The sequence below is a fragment of the Arthrobacter silviterrae genome, assembly GCF_011045165.1.
In the GTDB taxonomy this organism is placed as follows: Bacteria; Actinomycetota; Actinomycetes; order Actinomycetales; family Micrococcaceae; genus Specibacter; species Specibacter silviterrae.
This window is the reverse complement of the sequence record NZ_JAAKZI010000025.1, coordinates 33,672-51,509: the sequence shown is the minus strand read 5'-3', so window position 1 is coordinate 51,509 and position 17,838 is coordinate 33,672. Positions and strand designations below refer to the sequence as shown.

15 protein-coding genes and 2 tRNA genes are annotated in these 17,838 nt (G+C 62.6%); 3 read left to right on the top strand and 14 right to left on the bottom strand.

All coding sequences use genetic code 11. The annotated features are described in order from the left end of the window. Positions 1-255 precede the first annotated feature (255 nt). Positions 256-930 carry an alpha-ketoglutarate-dependent dioxygenase AlkB family protein gene (locus G6N77_RS13835; RefSeq protein ID WP_165182755.1) on the top strand — a complete coding sequence of 225 codons (675 nt, stop codon included), beginning with the start codon at positions 256-258 and terminating at the stop codon, positions 928-930. 505 nt (positions 931-1,435) lie between these two features. Next, entirely contained in the window at positions 1,436-1,987 is a 552-nt protein-coding gene (locus tag G6N77_RS13830) for a flavin reductase family protein (RefSeq protein WP_165182754.1), read from the top strand. Here G6N77_RS13830 and G6N77_RS13825 read toward each other — a convergent pair. Both G6N77_RS13825 and G6N77_RS13820 read right to left on the bottom strand, forming a co-directional pair. After that, complete coding sequence (locus G6N77_RS13825; protein ID WP_306987210.1) at positions 1,984-2,715, bottom strand: rhomboid family intramembrane serine protease; 732 nt, start codon at positions 2,713-2,715, stop codon at positions 1,984-1,986. The two genes, G6N77_RS13830 and G6N77_RS13825, sit on opposite strands and share 4 nt — an antisense overlap. A 264-nt stretch (positions 2,716-2,979) precedes the next feature. Continuing rightward, positions 2,980-3,522, bottom strand: a complete 543-nt coding sequence (locus tag G6N77_RS13820) for a peptidylprolyl isomerase (RefSeq protein WP_165182752.1) — start codon at positions 3,520-3,522, stop codon at positions 2,980-2,982. A gap of 139 nt (positions 3,523-3,661) precedes the next feature. Here G6N77_RS13820 and G6N77_RS13815 point away from each other — a divergent pair, with 139 nt between their 5' ends. After that, complete coding sequence (locus G6N77_RS13815) at positions 3,662-4,531, top strand: hypothetical protein (protein WP_165182751.1); 870 nt, start codon at positions 3,662-3,664, stop codon at positions 4,529-4,531. Positions 4,532-4,598: 67 nt separating this feature from the next. Here the strand turns inward: G6N77_RS13815 and G6N77_RS13810 are convergent, their stop codons facing one another. The 12 genes from G6N77_RS13810 to dnaA form a co-directional block, all read right to left on the bottom strand. Further along, positions 4,599-5,480 (bottom strand): DMT family transporter, encoded by an 882-nt coding sequence (locus G6N77_RS13810; RefSeq protein WP_165182750.1) that lies wholly within the window; start codon positions 5,478-5,480, stop codon positions 4,599-4,601. Positions 5,481-5,556: 76 nt separating this feature from the next. Next, positions 5,557-5,632 (bottom strand) — tRNA-Ala (locus G6N77_RS13805). Positions 5,633-5,658: 26 nt separating this feature from the next. Next, entirely contained in the window at positions 5,659-5,778 is a 120-nt protein-coding gene (locus tag G6N77_RS20150) for a DLW-39 family protein (protein ID WP_306987209.1), read from the bottom strand. A gap of 38 nt (positions 5,779-5,816) precedes the next feature. Next, positions 5,817-5,890: transfer RNA gene (locus tag G6N77_RS13800), tRNA-Ile, on the bottom strand. A gap of 123 nt (positions 5,891-6,013) precedes the next feature. Continuing rightward, positions 6,014-6,532 carry a DUF3566 domain-containing protein gene (locus G6N77_RS13795; protein ID WP_165182749.1) on the bottom strand — a complete coding sequence of 173 codons (519 nt, stop codon included), beginning with the start codon at positions 6,530-6,532 and terminating at the stop codon, positions 6,014-6,016. Beyond that, positions 6,529-9,171, bottom strand: coding sequence for a DNA gyrase subunit A (gene gyrA / locus G6N77_RS13790; protein WP_165182748.1), 2,643 nt, complete (start codon positions 9,169-9,171; stop codon positions 6,529-6,531). Before gyrA ends, G6N77_RS13795 begins: the two co-directional genes overlap by 4 nt. A gap of 65 nt (positions 9,172-9,236) precedes the next feature. Next, positions 9,237-11,300, bottom strand: a complete 2,064-nt coding sequence (gene gyrB, locus G6N77_RS13785) for a DNA topoisomerase (ATP-hydrolyzing) subunit B (RefSeq protein WP_165182772.1) — start codon at positions 11,298-11,300, stop codon at positions 9,237-9,239. Between the two features lie 365 nt (positions 11,301-11,665). Next, positions 11,666-12,259 (bottom strand): DciA family protein, encoded by a 594-nt coding sequence (locus tag G6N77_RS13780; RefSeq protein WP_370875222.1) that lies wholly within the window; start codon positions 12,257-12,259, stop codon positions 11,666-11,668. Next, the gene (gene recF / locus G6N77_RS13775) at positions 12,249-13,478 is read right to left on the bottom strand and encodes a DNA replication/repair protein RecF (RefSeq protein ID WP_165182746.1); all 1,230 of its coding nucleotides are present in this window, start codon (positions 13,476-13,478) and stop codon (positions 12,249-12,251) included. The genes G6N77_RS13780 and recF overlap by 11 nt, the downstream gene beginning before the upstream one ends. Before the next feature lie 23 nt (positions 13,479-13,501). Further along, positions 13,502-14,389, bottom strand: coding sequence for a phosphogluconate dehydrogenase (NAD(+)-dependent, decarboxylating) (gene gnd, locus G6N77_RS13770; RefSeq protein WP_165182745.1), 888 nt, complete (start codon positions 14,387-14,389; stop codon positions 13,502-13,504). Between the two features lie 64 nt (positions 14,390-14,453). Beyond that, positions 14,454-15,578 (bottom strand): DNA polymerase III subunit beta, encoded by a 1,125-nt coding sequence (gene dnaN, locus G6N77_RS13765; RefSeq protein WP_165182744.1) that lies wholly within the window; start codon positions 15,576-15,578, stop codon positions 14,454-14,456. A gap of 465 nt (positions 15,579-16,043) precedes the next feature. Continuing rightward, entirely contained in the window at positions 16,044-17,477 is a 1,434-nt protein-coding gene (dnaA, locus tag G6N77_RS13760; protein WP_165182743.1) for a chromosomal replication initiator protein DnaA, read from the bottom strand. Positions 17,478-17,838: the final 361 nt, after the last annotated feature.

Here is a 17,838-nt window from a genome sequence, read left to right as displayed (position 1 = left end):
GAAGCCACTAGACCGGTGTGCAACAAGTCATTAACGTTCTTTCCCTGATTGTGCGGCCAAGCATTCCTCCGTGGCAAATATCCCAAAGGGAGGCGGACTACGAATCCGAAGGGAGGCCCTTGGGTCGTTGTGGAACACGCCTAGGATGGAGCCAAATGGCCCGGCGAGCTACCCCATCGACGGAATGGAAAGCTGAGCAGACTACAACAGCTGGCGCGTCCGCGATGCCTCATTCACTTTGGAAGGAACGGCCCCATGAACTACTTGTTTGGGGATGACCTCATGGAGCGGCCCCGCCGCGAGCTGGCCCCCGGGGCAGTCCACGTTCCGAACTGGCTGAATATGGAGCAGCAGAAATGGCTGGTCGCCCGATTCAAGGAATGGGCCAGCGGGCCAGTGCCCATCCGTTCGGCAAAAGTTGGCGGTCATGAAATGTCCGTCAAGACTGTCTGTCTGGGCTGGCACTGGCGCCCGTACCAATACACGCGCGACGCCGTCGACGTGAATGGCAACCGCGTTCTTGACTTCCCCGACTGGATGGTCCGGCTGGGCAGAAAGGCACTCGTCGAGGCAAGCGGAGATCCACATGCCGGCGACGACTACACCCCCGACACGGCGCTGGTGAACTACTACGACGCGACCGCCCGGATGGGAATGCACCAGGACAAGGACGAACTCTCCAAGGCCCCGGTGGTGTCCTTGTCGATCGGGGACACCTGCCAGTTCCGCTTTGGAAACGCAGACAACAGGTCCAAACCGTACGAAGACATCAGCCTTTCCTCCGGCGACCTGTTCGTCTTCGGAGGCGCCTCACGCTTCGCCTACCATGGCGTCCCCCGCATCTACCCAGGGACTGCCCCTGATGGCTGCGGGCTGGCAACCGGGCGCATCAACATCACCATGCGCGTGACCGGAATGAGCGGGCAATGAGCGACACCGGCACCACGCACCTGCCCAGCCGCCATTGACGCTCCAGCTCCGGCAGCCCGCCGGCGACACGAAATGGAGAACGCTGGCAGCCGGCGTGTGAACCTGCAGCACGCCGGCAATTATTGTTGTTCACACCTTGTCCCCATGGTTATCCACAGGATGTGGATCGTGACGGCATCGATCCGAAACTTATCCACGGACGTTGACAACTTATTCGAACTATCCACAGGCCGTATTCGAAAACCACTCCGCACCCGGTTGTTCACAAAGTTATCCACAGAAGTGGATAACTTATGCCAGATTTCCTCTTAATTGCGGGACAGTGCCGCCAGAAAGTAATCCACAGCTGTGGAATTACATGTGTGTAACTTATACCCAGTGTGAACAACCATGTGGACAAGTAGCTGTTCGACGGGTTTTCACCTTCTAGAACTACAAGTCTGTAAGTTATGCCCATGTGTGGACAAGCCTGTGGACAATTAGGCAGCCATGGGACCATGGAGGCATGGAACTCACAGAGCCGCTCGACTCCCAACGCGTATCCCCACAGGCACCCACGCAAGCGGACATCGATGAGTTTCGCCGGCTGGGCGCCGAGCAGGCCGCAGGCGTCGCCATTGTCAGCACCGTGCTGCGCGGCCGTGACTACGCCGCCACGGTGACCGCCTACCTCTCAGTGTCCTATGACCCTCCGACACTTTTGGTGAGCCTCTATGAAGGGTCCAGGATTGCCCAGGCGGTAGTCGAGTCGGGACAGTGGGCCCTGACGCTGCTCCCTACGGAGCAAAAGCGGGCCGCTAACTGGCTGGCTAGCCCGGGCACGCCAACAGAGGGCCTGCTCAACCAGATCGAGTTCAAGCGCGGGCCGGCCACCGGCTGCGCCGTCATTGCCGGCTCCCTGGCCTACTTTGAGGTCGCCACCACGGCCGTCCATGTGGCGGCCACGCACCTGCTGGTGGTGGGGGAAGTGGTGGGTATGGGCAGCGAGGCCGGGCCGTCTCCAGAGGCCTCACCACTGCTCCACTACGCCGGCGACTACCGCCGGCTCAAGCCCTAACCCACCACGTAAGGGGGAAAGGTGGAGACCTTGTAAAGGGCAAGCCCCACCATGACAAGCACGACGGCGGCCATGCCGCCCCACTGGACCACATTGCGCCGGGCGTTGGCCGGGGCGTAGGCAATGGCCACAGTGCACAGCGCGCCGGCGATCAGCCCGCCCAGGTGCGCCTGCCAGGCAATGTTGGGGATGAAGAACCCCAGTGCGGCATTTATGAGCAGCAGCACCACAATTTGGCGCAGGTCCCCGCCGCGCTTCTTCTGGACCACGAAGAGCGCGCCAAAGAGGCCAAATATGGCGCCAGAGGCCCCCACCACAGGAGTCAGCGGGTCCGCGAACATCAACAAAACTGCAACCGACCCGGCCAGCGCGCTGATGAGATAGACAGCCAGGAAGCGCAGCCGGCCGAAGGCAGGTTCCAGGGCGCTGCCCAAAATCCACAGAGCGTACATATTAAACGCAATGTGCATGACGTTCGTGGAATGCAGGAACGCAGACGTCACCATGCGCCATGGCTGGGTTTCCGTGGTGAACGGCGCGTAGGCAAAGTTCTGGAAGATGAAGTCCTTGGGGATGGCCCAGTCCAGAACAAACATGGCCACGCAGATGGCCATCATGGTGATGGTGACCACGGGACGGCCGGTGGTCACCCCGCCGCCAAAAATGGTCCGGCGCGCCCGCACGGCCTTGGCGGACTCACGGACGCAGTCCACGCATTGGATGCCCACGGCCGCACTTCGCTGGCAGTCCGGGCACGTTGGCCGGCCACACCGCTGGCAGCTCACATAGGAGACGCGGTCTGGGTGCCGTGGGCAGACTGGCGCCCCCACAGGGGTTCCCGGTGCCGGATATGCAGAGCTCATGGTGGTGGTTCCTTGGGAAGAGGCTTAAAAGTGTGTGGCCGCCGGTGCCCGGGCAGGCCCAGCCGAAAATGGCTTGGCCTGCGCGGACCCCGGCAGCCGGGTGGGTCCAAAGGGAGGTGAAGCCCGTAGCTAGAGTTGCTCGACGGTGACCGAGTTGATGACAACGTCCTCGCGCGGCTTGTCGCCGGGACCGGTGGAAACACCCTCAATGGCGTCAACGACTGCCTTGGAGGAATCGTCGGCAACTTCACCAAAAATAGTGTGCTTGCCCTGGAGCCAGCTGGTGTTGACCGTGGTGATGAAGAACTGTGAACCGTTGGTGCCGCGGCCGCCCTGGATACCGGCGTTGGCCATGGCGAACTTGTACGGGTCGTTGAAGTTCAGGTCGGGGTTGATCTCGTCGTCGAACTGGAAGCCCGGTCCGCCAATGCCGCGGCCCAGCGGATCGCCGCCCTGGATCATGAAGTCCTTGATGATGCGGTGGAAAATGGTCCCGTTGTACAGCGGCGCGTTCGTCTTCTCACCGGTGCCCGGGTGGGTCCATTCGATTTCACCGGTGGCCAGGCCAACAAAGTTGGCGACCGTCTTGGGTGCGTGGTTGCCAAACAGGTTCACCACGATGTCGCCCAGGCTGGTGTTGATAGTTGCTTTTGCGGTTGGGATAGCAGTCATGGCGACATTCTGCCATGTCAAACTGGCAAAATTCCCGCCCACGGGGGACTTTCCGCGCCGGGCGAACTCAAGGAGCATGGCAGGTGCGCCATGCGCGACGTAGGCTAAATGGTGAAGACCCTGACATCTGGAGGAAAACGTGAAGACAGTAGAACGCTTGACCCACGACTTGGAAGAGTCCCTCACCACCGGCGTGGAATGGGCCACGCCCCGTGTCGAGGCTGCCCGCGACTGGGCTGCGCCGAAGATTCAAAAGGGCATCGACAATGCCTCCCCCAAAGTTCAGGAAGGCATTCGCAAGGCTGCACAGTTCACCGCCGACGGCGTAGCTTCCGTTACGCCGAAAATCCAGGACGGCCTGGGCCGGCTTGGGCCGAGGATTTCCGATGCCTTTGACGATGCCGCTCCACGGGTCCAGGAGGCCCTGAACAGGGCAACTCCCGCGCTCACCTCCGCCAAGGACAAGATGGTTGGGGACTACATCCCGCTGTTCTCGGAAAAGTTGGGCGATGCCGCCCAGGCCGTTGGATCCGCTTTGGAAAAGACAAGTGCCTCGGAGCCGGCAAACGTGGTGGTCGCCAAGGTGGCGGGCGGCAAGCGGGCCCTGGCCAAGGCCGAAAAGGCTGCCGCTGCGGCAGCTAGGCAGGCCGCGGCTGAGCTCAAGCGGAGCCAGAAGAAGGGCGGCAAGGGTTGGATCGTGCTGGGTATCATTGCGGCGGCCACGGCCGCGGGCGTTGCCGCGTGGAAGGCATCCAAGCCGGTGCCGGACCCGTGGAAGACTCCCGTCCCTGTCACCACCCCGGCCCCCGTCGCAACCGTTCCGGCGGCAGTTCCCGAGGAGCCGCAGGCAAAGCCGGCCCCCGTGCCCGCGGCTGCCGTCAGCACCGACGGACTGGATACTGTGGACGCTGCCGAATCCGCGGCTGACGCCGGCCCGGAGGATGCAGCCACGATCCCGGAGCCGGCAGCCAAGGACACCACGCCGAAGCCGAAGGCTCCCAACAAATAGCCTTCGCCCGGCGTCAACGTTTGTGGCAAGTGGCCCTGGATCTCAGCTGATCCGGGGCCACAGCCTGTTAACCGGCCGTCGATGTCCGCTTGAGTCCTCCGCGGCCTTGGTGCAGCACCACAACGGCCAGCCCGGCAATGATCAGGGCCAGCCCCAGGTATGTCCCGGCCGGGAGCATTTCACCCAGGAAGATGCCGGCCAGCAAGGCGGCCCCGGGAATTTCCAACAGGATCATCATGGAGACCACCAGCGGGGAAATGGTCGCCAGCAAGTGGTTGAAGATGGTGTGCCCCATGATTTGGGCGGCCACGGTGACGGCAATGATGCCCAGCCAGGCTACCGGCGGAATGGCAATCAGTGGCTGCCCCAGGGCAAGGCACATTGCGAGCAGGACCACTGATGCGATGCCGTAGCAAATGCTCGAATACAGCGGCGTTGACATGCTCTTGCGGGCCCGCGACCCAGCCAGCGTGTACACGGCGGCCAGGGCGCCGCCGGCCAGGGCCAGAAGGTCGCCCACCAGCGCATCACCGGAGACGCCCACATCAAATCCGGTAATCACCACCACGCCTCCCAGGGCCACGCCCAGTCCCAGGACAATGAGGAATGGCGGACGCCGTCCCCGAAGCCACTGGAAAAGGGCAATCCAGGCGGCCTGCAGGCAGACCAGCGCTGTTGCGGCCGCTACGCTTGTCAGCTTCACGGACGTAATGAAACACGCAAAGTGCAGGGCCAGGGCAATGGCGGCAATGGCCGAAAACTTAAGTTCCGTGCGTCCCAGTGAGGCGATTGAGCCCCTGCCGCCCACCAGCACGGGTGCACCCATCGTGAGCGCGCCGAGGGCATTGCGCCAAAAGGCGATGGTCAGGGCGGGGGCGGCCGTTGCTGCCATGATCGGCCCGGATGCCGAAACACCCACAATGCCCAGAACCGCCAAGAATAAGATCACCTGTCAACAGTAGGGCACCCGGGCTGCTTCCCGAACAAAACAAAACACCCCGGCCTGCTGGCCGGGGTGTTTACCATGGTGGAGGCACGGGGACTCGAACCCCGAACCCCCTGCTTGCAAAGCAGGTGCGCTACCAATTGCGCCATGCCCCCATGGGGGTGGTTCAGTACTTTTGGAACTAGTTGACGGTGTCCGTCGCCTTGCTCCACGTTGCCTTGGCAACCTTGGAATCCTGCCACTTCCTGTTCAAGAAAACCGCAGCGCCCAAAGCTGCGGCTAAAACCAGCAACTTGCGCACTGCACACCATCCTTGACTGGGAACCGGCAATGGTTCCGTGGGCGCACCAGGACTTGAACCTGGGACCTCTTCGTTATCAGCGAAGCGCTCTAACCGCCTGAGCTATGCGCCCTCATCGGCCCTCAGCGGGCCGAGATAAAACTTTACCCCACACATTCCCCAACTCACAAATCGGCGGGTCCAACCGTTTATTGAACCCGCCAATTCGCGGAATTTGCAGTAAATTCGGGCCGATTTAGTCGTCCGTCAGGGTGACGCCGATGCCGCCCACCAAGGTGGCGGAGATGTTGTACAGCACCGCCGACAGCATGGAGAGGGTGGTCAGCAGCACCACGTTGACGACGGCGACAATGGTGGCGTAGGAGGCCACCTGGCCCAGGGATGCATACTTCATCAGGTCGAAGGCGGTTCCGCCCTCGGGTCCCTGAATGTCCGTCATGAGGGAGTTGACCTTGTCAAAGAGGCCAATGACGTCAAGCACCGACCACAGCACGATGGAGGCCACCACTGTAATGATGCCCAGAGCCACGGACAGCAGGAATGCCATCTTCAGCACGGACCAGGGCTCCACCTTGCTGACCAGCAGGCGGGCACGGCGTGCCTTCGCCTTGGGGGCCGGCTTGACGAGCGGCGGATGGGACGGGCGCTTGACCGCTGAGGGGCCCGAAGAGGTGCCTGGACGCTGCTGCGGCCGGGCTGGCGCGCCTACCCTCGGGGCGGTACTGGGCCGCGGATTCGGGTTGCTCGAGCTCAATCGGTACCTCCATTTGTTGCGTCAGGGTCGGTTAACGGTACTTCATTTACCTGATCGTTTGCTTGGGGTCCGCCATTTTCCTCGGCGCCTTCGTCGTCCGTGACTTCCTCAAGGTCGTCCTGGTCCAGTCCGCGTTCGCTGTTCCGGGCCACTTCAATGATGCGGTCATGCTTGTCCGGCTTGGCGAAGATGACCCCCATCGTGTCGCGCCCCTTGGCGGGCACTTCGGAGACATTGGAGCGGACAATCTTGCCGCCGCTCATGACCACCAGCACCTCGTCGTCTTCCTGCACGATCAAGGCGCCAACCAGGTCGCCACGGTCCTCCACGAGCTTCGCGACCTTGATGCCCAGGCCGCCGCGGCCCTGCAGCCGGTATTCGTCGACGGCGGTGCGCTTGGCGTAGCCGCCTTCCGTCACGATGAACACATAGGAGTCATCGGTCACCACGGCTGCGGCAAGCAGTTCGTCCCGGTCGCGGAACTTCATGCCCGTCACACCTGAGGTGGCCCGTCCCATGGGGCGCAGGGCCTCGTCGGTGGCGGTAAACCGGATGGACTGGCCCTTTCGGGACACCAGGATGAGGTCATCGGTGTCTGAAACCAGCTGTGCGGAGACCAGTTCGTCGTCGTCGCGCAGGTTGATGGCGATGACGCCGGCCGAACGGTTGGTGTCGTAGTCCTCAAGCCGGGTCTTCTTCACCAGGCCGTTGCGCGTGGCCAGGACCAGGTAGGGCGACTGCTGGTAGTCATGGAGCTCCATGACCTGGGCAATCTTTTCATCCGGCTGGAACGCGAGGAGGTTTGCCACGTGCTGGCCCTTGGCGTCCCGGCCGGCCTCGGCCAGCTCATACGCCTTGGCCCGGTAAACGCGCCCCAGGTTGGTGAAGAACAGCAGCCAGTGGTGTGTGGTGGTGACGAAGAAATGCTCGACGACGTCGTCCCCGCGCAGCTGGGCGCCCTTGACGCCCTTGCCTCCGCGGTGCTGCGTGCGGTAGTTGTCGCTGCGGGTGCGCTTGACGTAACCGCCGCGGGTGATGGTCACCACCATTTCCTCTTCGGGAATGAGGTCTTCCATGCTCATGTTGGGGTCGTAGCCCATCATGATTTCGGTGCGGCGTTCGTCGCCGTAACGGGCGGTGATGTCGGCCAGTTCGTCGCTGACAATGCCGCGCTGCACTTCGGGATCAGCCAGGATCCGGTTGAATTCCGTGATCATGGTTTCGAGCTGGTCCGCCCGGTCCTGGATCTTCTGGTGTTCAAGGGCGGCCAGCTTGCGCAGCTGCATGTCAAGGATGGCCTTGGCCTGGATTTCGTCGATTTCCAGCAGGGACATCAGGCCGTCGCGGGCTTCCTCCGAGGTGGAGGAGCGCCGGATCAGCGCAATGACCTCGTCCAGGGCGTTGAGCGCCTTGAGCAGTGCCCGCTGGATGTGCGCCTCTTCCTCGGCCTTGCGCAGGCGGAAGCGGGTGCGGCGGACAATGACGTCCATCTGGTGGGTCACCCAGTGGCGGATGAAAGCATCGAGCGGCAGCGTACGCGGCACGCCGTCGACAATGGCCAGCATGTTGGCGCTGAAGTTTTCCTGCAGCTGCGTGTGCTTGTAGAGGTTGTTCAGGACAACCTTGGCCACGGCGTCGCGCTTGAGGACGACGACGAGGCGCTGGCCCGTGCGGCCCGAGGTCTCGTCGCGCAGGTCGGCGATGCCGGCGATCTTGCCGTCCTTGACGAGCTCGGCGATCTTGATGGCCAGGTTGTCCGGGTTGGCCTGGTAGGGCAGTTCGGTGACCACCAGGCAGGTGCGTCCCTGGATTTCCTCCACGTTGACCACGGCGCGCATGGTGATCGAGCCGCGGCCCGTCCGGTAGGCGTCCTCAATGCCCTTGCGCCCCAGGATCTGTGCTCCTGTGGGGAAGTCGGGTCCCTTGATGCGCTGGATCAGCGCCTCAAGCAGTTCCTCGCGGGAGACGGTGGGGTTGGCCAGGAACCACTGGACGCCCTCGGAAACCTCGCGCAGGTTGTGCGGGGGAATGTTGGTGGCCATGCCCACGGCGATCCCGGAGGACCCGTTGACCAAAAGGTTCGGGAAGCGGGACGGCAGAATGGTCGGTTCCTGGTTCTTGCCGTCATAGTTGTCCTGGAAGTCGACAGTTTCCTCGTCAATGTCCCGGACCATTTCCATGGCCAGGGGGGCCATCTTGGTTTCCGTGTAACGGGGCGCGGCCGCGCCGTCATTGCCGGGGGAACCAAAGTTCCCCTGTCCCAGTGCCAGCGGGTAGCGCATGGTCCAGTCCTGGATGAGGCGGACCAGGGCGTCGTAAATGGCGGAGTCACCGTGCGGGTGGTACTGGCCCATGACCTCGCCCACCACGCGGGCACACTTGTTGAAGGAGCGTTCCGGGCGGTAGCCGCCGTCGAACATGGCATACAGCACGCGGCGGTGCACGGGCTTGAGCCCGTCGCGGACGTCGGGGAGTGCACGCCCCACGATGACGGCCATGGCGTAGTCCAGGTAGGAACGCTTCATTTCCTCCTGCAGGTCAATTTGTTCGATCTTGTCATGGCCAACTACCACGTCGCCTTCGAGGACCACTTCGCCGGCCTGTTCGCTGCCCGGATTCTCAGGTGTTTCGTCACTCATAGTCTTTTATATTCCAATCCCAAAATATGTCTGATTCGTTATATGAAGTCGGGGTGAACCCGGTCCTAGATATCGAGGAAGCGGACATCCTTGGCGTTTTGTTGAATAAAGTTCCGGCGGGATTCAACGTCCTCACCCATGAGGATGGAGAAGATCTGGTCAGCTTCGGCGGCGTCTTCCATGGTGACCTGCAGCAATGTCCTGTGGGCCGGGTCCATGGTGGTGTCCCAGAGTTCGGAGTAGTCCATCTCGCCCAGGCCCTTGTAGCGCTGGATGCCGTTGTCCTTGGGAATGCGCCGTCCGGCGGCTGCACCGGCGGCCAGGGCGGCGTCGCGTTCCTTGTCGCTGTACACATAGTCGTGCGGGGCGTTGGACCACTTGATGCGGTACAGCGGCGGCTGGGCCAGGTAGACGTAGCCGCTCTCGATCAGGGGCCGCATGTAGCGGAACAGCAGTGTCAGCAGCAAGGTGGTGATGTGCTGGCCATCCACGTCGGCATCGGCCATCAGCACAATCTTGTGGTACCTGGCCTTGTCCACGTCAAAGTCCTCGCCAATGCCGGCACCAAATGCCGTGATCATGGCCTGCACTTCGGCGTTGCCCAGGGCGCGGTCCAAACGGGCCCGCTCCACGTTCAGGATCTTGCCGCGCAGCGGCAGGATGGCCTGGGTGGTTGGGTTGCGGCCGCGGACGGCCGAGCCGCCTGCGGAGTCACCCTCCACAATGTAAATCTCGGACAGGGCCGGGTCCTTGGACTGGCAGTCCTTGAGCTTTCCGGGCATGCCACCGGATTCCAGCAGTCCCTTGCGGCGGGTGTTTTCCCGCGCCTTGCGGGCGGCCAGGCGGGCCTGTGAGGCCTGGATGGACTTGCGGATCACGTCCCGGGCGGGGCCGGGGTTGCGTTCTAACCAATCACCCAGGCCGTCCGTGACCACACGCTGGACAAATCCCTTGACCTCCGAGTTGCCCAGCTTCGTCTTGGTCTGGCCTTCAAATTGCGGTTCCGAGAGCTTGACCGAAATGACTGCCGTGAGGCCCTCGCGGATGTCATCGCCCGTGAGGTTGTCATCCTTGTCCTTGATGATGTTCTTCTCCCGCGCGTAGCGGTTGATCAGCGACGTCATCGCGGCACGGAAGCCTTCTTCGTGGGTGCCGCCCTCGTGTGTGTTGATCGTGTTGGCGTAGGTGTGGACGCTTTCGGAGAAGGACGTGGTCCACTGCAGGGCCAGTTCCACTGCCATGTGCCGGGTGGTGTCCTCGGTTTCAAAGGCAATGACGTCCTCGTGGACGGGCTCGTACTTCTTGGAAGAGTTCAGGTACTTGACGTAGTCCAGCAGGCCGTCCAGGTACTGGTACACCACCACGCGCTTGCCGGTGGCAATGTCCTTGCCCTCCGGAATCGCATCCAGGTCGGGGTCCTCGTCGTGGTTCTCCGGCACGCGCTCGTCACTGAGCGTGATCTTCAGGCCCTTGTTCAGGAAGGCCATCTGCTGGAAGCGGGCACGGAGCGTTTCAAAGTCGAACTCCACCGATTCAAAGATTTCCGGGTCCGGGTAAAACGTCTGGATGGTGCCGGTTTCCGTGGTGGCCTCGCCCTTGACCAGGGTTCCCTGCGGCTTGCCGCCGTCGGCGAAACTCATGCGCCACACAAAGCCCTTGCGTCGGATCTCGGTGTCGACGCGCCGGGACAGTGCATTCACCACGGAGATGCCCACCCCGTGCAGGCCGCCGGAAACCGCATAGCCGCTGCCGCCGAACTTGCCGCCGGCGTGCAGGATGGTCATGACCACTTCAACCGTGGGCTTGCCCTCGGTGGGGTGGATGTCCACGGGAATGCCGCGGCCGTTGTCCACCACGCGCACGCCGCCGTCGGAGGTCAGGGTGATTTCAATGTGGTCGCAGTAGCCGGCCAGTGCCTCGTCAACGGAGTTGTCCACCACCTCATAGACCAGGTGGTGCAGGCCGCGCAGGCCCGTGGAACCGATGTACATGCCGGGACGCTTGCGGACCGCTTCCAGTCCTTCCAGGACCGTGATGTCGCTGGCATCGTAGTGGGGGGCCTCGACCGGCGGGGCCGCGGCTTCGACAACCACGCCTTCCCCTGCGGGGCCACCCTGCTCCGGATTCATCGCGTTCCCCGGGTTCTCCGGATTGTTCGTTGTCACAGGCGCGTTCGACCCCTTTATAGTTAGCCCGATTGCCGCCAGCGGTAATGCCGCGGACACCCCTAAGATCAGGCATCCGGCTCATCCCGTGAAGGCACGTAAATACCGCTCCCGGTGAAGCCTCAAAAAGCATCTCAACGCCGCAGGGAGACGGTCCTGCCTCTAATTCTACCTTGCGGCTGGGGCAAACCCTGCCCAAACGTGCCTTCAGAGGCGAGAAAAGTGCCCTAGCGTGCCACAATCGCTCCACCGCTGAGGGGATGTACGCCCGCGGGGGTTCCAGTCGCCCAGCAGGGCGTTTGACACTTTTCGCGGGGCCGCGTGGCACCCTACCCGTAAGTGTCGCGCGGGCCGCGCCCCTTGACGCTGCGGAAACCCTTGCGCCAGCTCGGTGCCGCGGGCCCCAGGACCATTATTTTGCCTACGACGCCGGCCCCCAGTTCGGCGTCAAACTTCGCCAGCAGCGATGAGGAGAGCAGGCGCAGTTGCGTGGCCCAGCTGGTGGAGTCGCAGCGCACATGCAAGGTGGTGGCTTCAAAGCTTTCCGGCTGGCAGTGCGCTGCAATGTCCGCGCCCACCAGGGTGTCCCACTGCGCCATCACCGACCCCACGGCCAGCGGCGAGGTCCAGCCGCGGTCCGAAACAAGGCGGCTGACCACCTTTCCCAGCCCCTGGGGGTCGCGGCCGCCGTCCACCAGGTCCAGAAATGGCTGGCGTTTGCCCCTGGGCACTGCCTTTTCGCCCAGGCGGCTGCGCGGAATGCGCAGTTCACCACGGCTCTTGGCAATGGTTCGCATCCGGTTCAGGGCTGCCTGCGCCGCATCCACTTCCGTGACATGGTCGGTCGCGGCAGCGGCCGCCCGGCTCTTCCGGCCGGTGGCGTCGTGGCGCGCACCCGGGGTGGGGGCTTTCTCAGAGCCCACGTGCCTGCACCCCGCCCGGAATGACCTGCACATGCGCTGCGGCCAGTTCATCCGGAATGTCCCCTCCCACGGCCGCCGTCACCAGGACCTGCTCGGCACCGGCCACCATCAGGGCCAGCTTGCTGCGCCGTTCGGCGTCCAGTTCGGCAAAAACGTCATCCAAAATCAGGATGGGCTGGTTGCCGGCAATGGGGGAGTCCGCGCCCAGCACATGGAATGACGCCAGGCGAAGGGCCAACGCCACGGACCACGATTCCCCATGCGAGGCGTATCCGCGGGCGGGCGAGTCCCCCAGCAGCAATTCAAGGTCGTCCCGGTGGGGTCCCACCAGGGTCATGCCGCGGTCCAGTTCCCGGGGCCGGGCCGCGGACAGCGCAGCGATGTACCTTTTGGCCAGCTCGTCCTCGGTGCAGTTGGCCAGTTCGCCGTCTTCGGGAGGGGGCGCCGGCTGGCCGAGAATGTCGGCGCTGCCGCCGTCGTGCATGTCCTGTATCCCTGCCGGGGTGTCCAGACTGCTGCGGTAAATGGCCTGCAGCGCCTTGGTGCCATCCGTCAATTGTGCGTAGGCCTCGGCCATGTAAGGACGCAACCGTTCCACCAGGTCCAGGCGGGCAGCCAGCAATTTGGCCGCGGCCGCAGCCAGGTGTGCATCCCACACGTCCAGGGTGGCCAGCTGCCCTTCATTGACGCCGGACCGCGAAAAGTGGGCGGCCCGGGCAGACTTGAGCAAGGCGTTGCGCTGCTTGAGCACCCTGTCATATTCCATGCGCGTTGCGGCATGTTTCGGGGCCAGCACCACCAACAGCTCGTCCAGGAAACGGCGCCGGTTGGCGGGATCGCCCTTCACCAGCGCCAGGTCCTCTGGAGCAAAAAGGACGCTCCGGCAGATCCCCAGGATGTCACGGGCACGGACGGGGTTGGCCCGGTTGATCCTGGCCCGGTTGGCCCGGGAGGCGTTGATCTCCACCTCGACCATGACTTTTTGTTCGCCCCGTACCAGCTGGGCCCGGATCAGTGACCGTTCCGTGCCGATTCGCAGCAGGGGCAGATCGGAACTGACCCGGTGGGAGGCCAGCGAGGAGAGGTAGCCGATTGATTCGACGAGGTTGGTTTTTCCTAGTCCGTTGGAACCGACCAGCACTGTCACCCCGGGAGAGAGCGACAGTTCCACCTGCTCGTAGCTGCGGAAGTCGGTGAGCGAAAGATGTTCAAGAAACACGGCAGTGCCCGGCTCTTTTCCGGCTAGGACCCTGCAGGCTTGGTGGCATGCCCACCGAACTGGTGGCGCAGCGCGGAAACCATCTTCATGGCCGGGGAATTGTCCTCACGGGAAGAAAAACGGGCAAACAGTGCTGCTGTAATGGCAGGGGCGGGCACTGCATTCGCGATGGCTTCCTCGACTGTCCAGCGGCCCTCCCCCGAATCCTCAACGTAGTCGTCAATGGACTCCAGGCCCGGATCTTCGTCGAGGGCCTTGACCATCAGGTCCAACAGCCATGAGCGGACCACTGTCCCTTTTTGCCAGGCGCGGAAGGTGCCCGGCAGGTCCTGGATGATTTCCTTCTTTGCCAGCAGTTCATAGCCTTCGGCGTAGGCCTGCATGAGCCCGTATTCAATGCCGTTGTGGACCATCTTCGCGTAGTGGCCGGCACCGATGTCGCCGACGTGGACAAAGCTGTCGGCTCGATCTCCTGCGGGCCGGAGTGCGTCCAGGATGGGCATGGCCCACGCCACGTTTTCGGCCGAACCGCCAGCCATCAGGCCGTAACCGTTCTTCAAGCCCCACACACCGCCCGAGACACCCACGTCCATAAAGCCGATCTTCTTCTCAGCCAGCAGGGCGCCGTGGCGCTGGTCCTCGGTGAAGCGCGAATTGCCCCCGTCAACCAGCAGGTCACCGGCTTCCATGTGCTGGGAGAGTTCAGTAATGACAGAGTCTGTGATGTCGCCTGAGGGGACCATGACCCAGATCAGGCGCGGGGCGGGTACAGCAGCAACCAGTTCTGCCAGCGAGGGGACGTCCGTGACGTCGGGATTTCTGTCGTATCCGGTGACTTCGATGTCCGCCTCGCGCAACCGGGCACGCATGTTGAAGCCCATTTTTCCAAGTCCGACAAGTCCGATGTGCACGGCAACTCCCTTTTCTTGATTTGCTTTGTGGCTGTGGTGGAAGCTTGATTTCCTTGACGCGGGGCTACTGGGAAGGCAGCCTGACCGGCATCACCAGGTATCGGTAATCGTCCCGGTTGTCGCCGTCGACGTCGTCCTGCGCCGTCAGCATGGCCGGCTTGGGTGCGGAAGTGAAGGAAAAACGGACGTATTTGCTGTCGAAGGCATTAAGACCTTCGCTGAGGTAATGCGGGTTGAAGGCGACGGTGATTTCCTCGCCCACCAGGGTTGCTTCCAGGTTTTCGGAGGCCTGGGCATCTTCGCCGGTGCCGGCGTCAAGGGTGAGCTGTCCATCGGTGAAGATCAGGCGGACGGGAGTGTTGCGTTCAGCCACCAGGCTCACACGCCGGACAGCCTCGGCCAGGGCGTGGGTTTCAACCGTTGCGTGGATGGGCGTGTTGTCCGGGAACAGGGACCGGATTTTGGGGTAGTCACCATCCACCAGCAGCGAGGTGGTTCGGCGCCCGCCGCTCTCAAAGCCGATCAGTTCGCTGTTGTCCGAGAGGGCAATGTTGATGTTCCCGGACCCGCCGAGGGTCTTGGCAACTTCACTCAGGGTCTTTGCCTTGACCAGCGCTCCGGTCGAGATGTTGGGGGAGGTGGGGTTCCACCGGATTTCACGCAGGGCCAGGCGGTAGCGGTCTGTGGCGAGCAGGGTGATCAGGTCACCCTCAATCTCCATTTTGACGCCCGTCAGGATGGGCAGTGTGTCGTCCCTGCTGGCGGCGATAATCACCTGGGAGACGGCCTGGGCGAAGGCCTCGCCGTCAACGGTTCCGCTGAGTTCGGGGAGGGCGGGCAATTCAGGATAGTCGCTGACCGGCATGGTGGCCAGGTGAAAGCGGCTGCTGCGGCACGTCAGCGTCACCTTGGAACCATCGGTTTCAACCTCGACGGGAGCCGAGGGCAGGCTCCGGCAAATGTCTGCGAGCAGGCGTCCTGACACCAAAATGGTGCCCTCCTCCGCGATGTCGGCGGGGATTTCCAGGCGTGCTGAAATTTCGTAGTCAAAACTGGCCAGGCTCAGCGTTCCGGCTTCGGCCTTGAGCAGCAGGCCGGAGAGGACCGGCACGGGGGGCCTGGGGGACAAGGATCGTGCGGCCCAGCTGACTGCTTCGGTCAGAACATCCCGTTCGACTCGGAACTTCACGGAAGGGTGCCGCCTTTCATTGTGCGAAAAGTGTGTGGTGCCGCAGGGAACCAGGAGCCCCCAGGGGGACTGTTGGGCTTTCGTTTGGAATTACATGCTTGCAGACAGCTTAGCCCTTTGGCCAGCGGGAAATGACATTCCTGTTTGGCCGGGAGGGCCCGGTTGGCAGGGGAATGAAAATGTTGTTTGAAACGAATAATTCTTGGGATTCGTAGTGTTAATAACTCCTGTGGATACTGTGGATAACCCGGCTCGCACGCGTGATCCCGCCAATCTGCCCTGTGCACAAGGTGTGAGGCTGCTCCGCCTTGGCCTGTGGGCACCGGTGGAGAACTTTCCGCGCCATTTCGGCCATCCACAGGCGAGCCCAGAGTTATCCGCAGGACGGCCCCGCTTGTGCACTTAACTGTCCACAGACTTATCCACAGCTGTTAATTATTGGATTTTTTTTCGCCGCTGCGCGGCTCAGCCCTCACGCTGCTGCTGCTTGATCTTGTTGGTCAGCTCGGTCACCTGGTTGTAAATGGCGCGCCGTTCCGCCATAAGTTCGCGGATCTTCCGGTCGGCATGGATCACCGTGGTGTGGTCGCGGCCGCCGAATTCCTGGCCAATTTTCGGCAGCGACATGTCCGTCAGCTCACGGCACAGGTACATCGCAATTTGGCGGGCCGTTACCAGCGTCCTGGTCCGTGACTTGCTGCACAGCTCCTCCAGGGAGATGTTGAAGTACGCGGCGGTCTGGCCAAGAATCGCGGTGGAAGTGATTTCCTGGGCGCCGTCGTCGGTGATGAGGTCCTTGAGCACCATCTCGGCCAGGCCCACATCCACCGGCTGGCGGTTCAGGCTGGCGAAGGCCGTGACACGGATCAAGGCCCCTTCGAGCTCGCGAATGTTGGTGGAGATCTTGGAGGCAATGTATTCCAGGGCGTCGTCCGGGGCAGAGAGGCCTTCGCCGATGGCCTTTTTGCGCAGGATGGCAATGCGGGTCTCCAGTTCCGGCGGCTGGACGTCCGTCAGCAGGCCCCACTCAAAACGTGAACGCATGCGCTCTTCAAATCCCTGCAGGCGCTTGGGCGGCAGGTCGGAGGTGATGACAACCTGCTTGTTGTGGTTGTGCAGGGCGTTGAAGGTGTGGAAGAACTCCTCCTGCGTGGCGTCCTTGTTCGCCAGGAATTGGATGTCGTCAATGAGCAGGATGTCAACGTTGCGGTATAGCTGCTTGAAGCTGGCACCTTCGTCGTCCCGGATGGAGTTGATGAAGTCGTTGGTGAATTCCTCGGAATTGACGTACCGAACCCGAATCCCCGTGTACAACCGCCGGGCATAGTGGCCAATGGCATGCAGGAGGTGCGTCTTCCCGAGCCCCGAGTCGCCGTAAATAAACAGCGGGTTGTAGGCCTTCGCCGGCGCCTCCGCGACAGCAACGGCCGCGGCATGGGCGAAGCGGTTGGAAGCACCGATCACGAACGAATCAAAAACGTACTTCGGGTTCAGCCGGCCAAATTCCTGGGAGGTGCTAGGCAGCATGGGTGAAGGCTTGGAGGCGTTTTCGTGCCTGTCCACCGGATCATGGCGCTCCGGGCGGGGCTGGGCAGGCGGTGCCGGTTCCTCTTCCTTCGTGGGAGGGACCAGATCCGCGTTGACACTGAAAGCGCAGCTGATTTCCTCTGGAAAAACCTGCCGCAGCGCGTCCACAAGCGCTGTGTTGAGTTGCGTCTGCAGCACCTCGCGGGTCAATTCGTTGGGTACGGCCACCAGCAGCGTGTTGCCAATGAGCCCCTGGGGTTGGGTGAGGACAACGAAGCCCCGCTGCCGCGGCGAAACCCGTTCGTCTTGTTCCAGGATGCGGATGACCCGGCGCCAGGAACTACCGACGTCATTGATTTCCTCAGTGCTCATCGACTGCTCCACCTTTACTGCCGTCGGGGCCTGCCCGATCCGGCATCTCGTTATTGCACGTTCCCCACACGTGACTTCCGTTACATTCCGTGGTGCGCGCCCGCCAGGGGGGGACTGCAACGCAATCCGTCATCCACAGAGTTATTCACAACCAGTGGATAACTTGCCACGGGCCAAGCCTAAGGGATGAAAAGCCTAGAAGATAGCGAGGAAAACTGCTTGTGGATAAATGTCACACCAGGGGGCCCCGGGGCTATGCTGTCGACAGTTTGTCCACCGGTTATCCACGGATCTGTGCACAGGGGCGGCTTTGGTGCACCTCACATGCACACTCGCAGGGGGAGCTGGCGGCAGGCGGGAA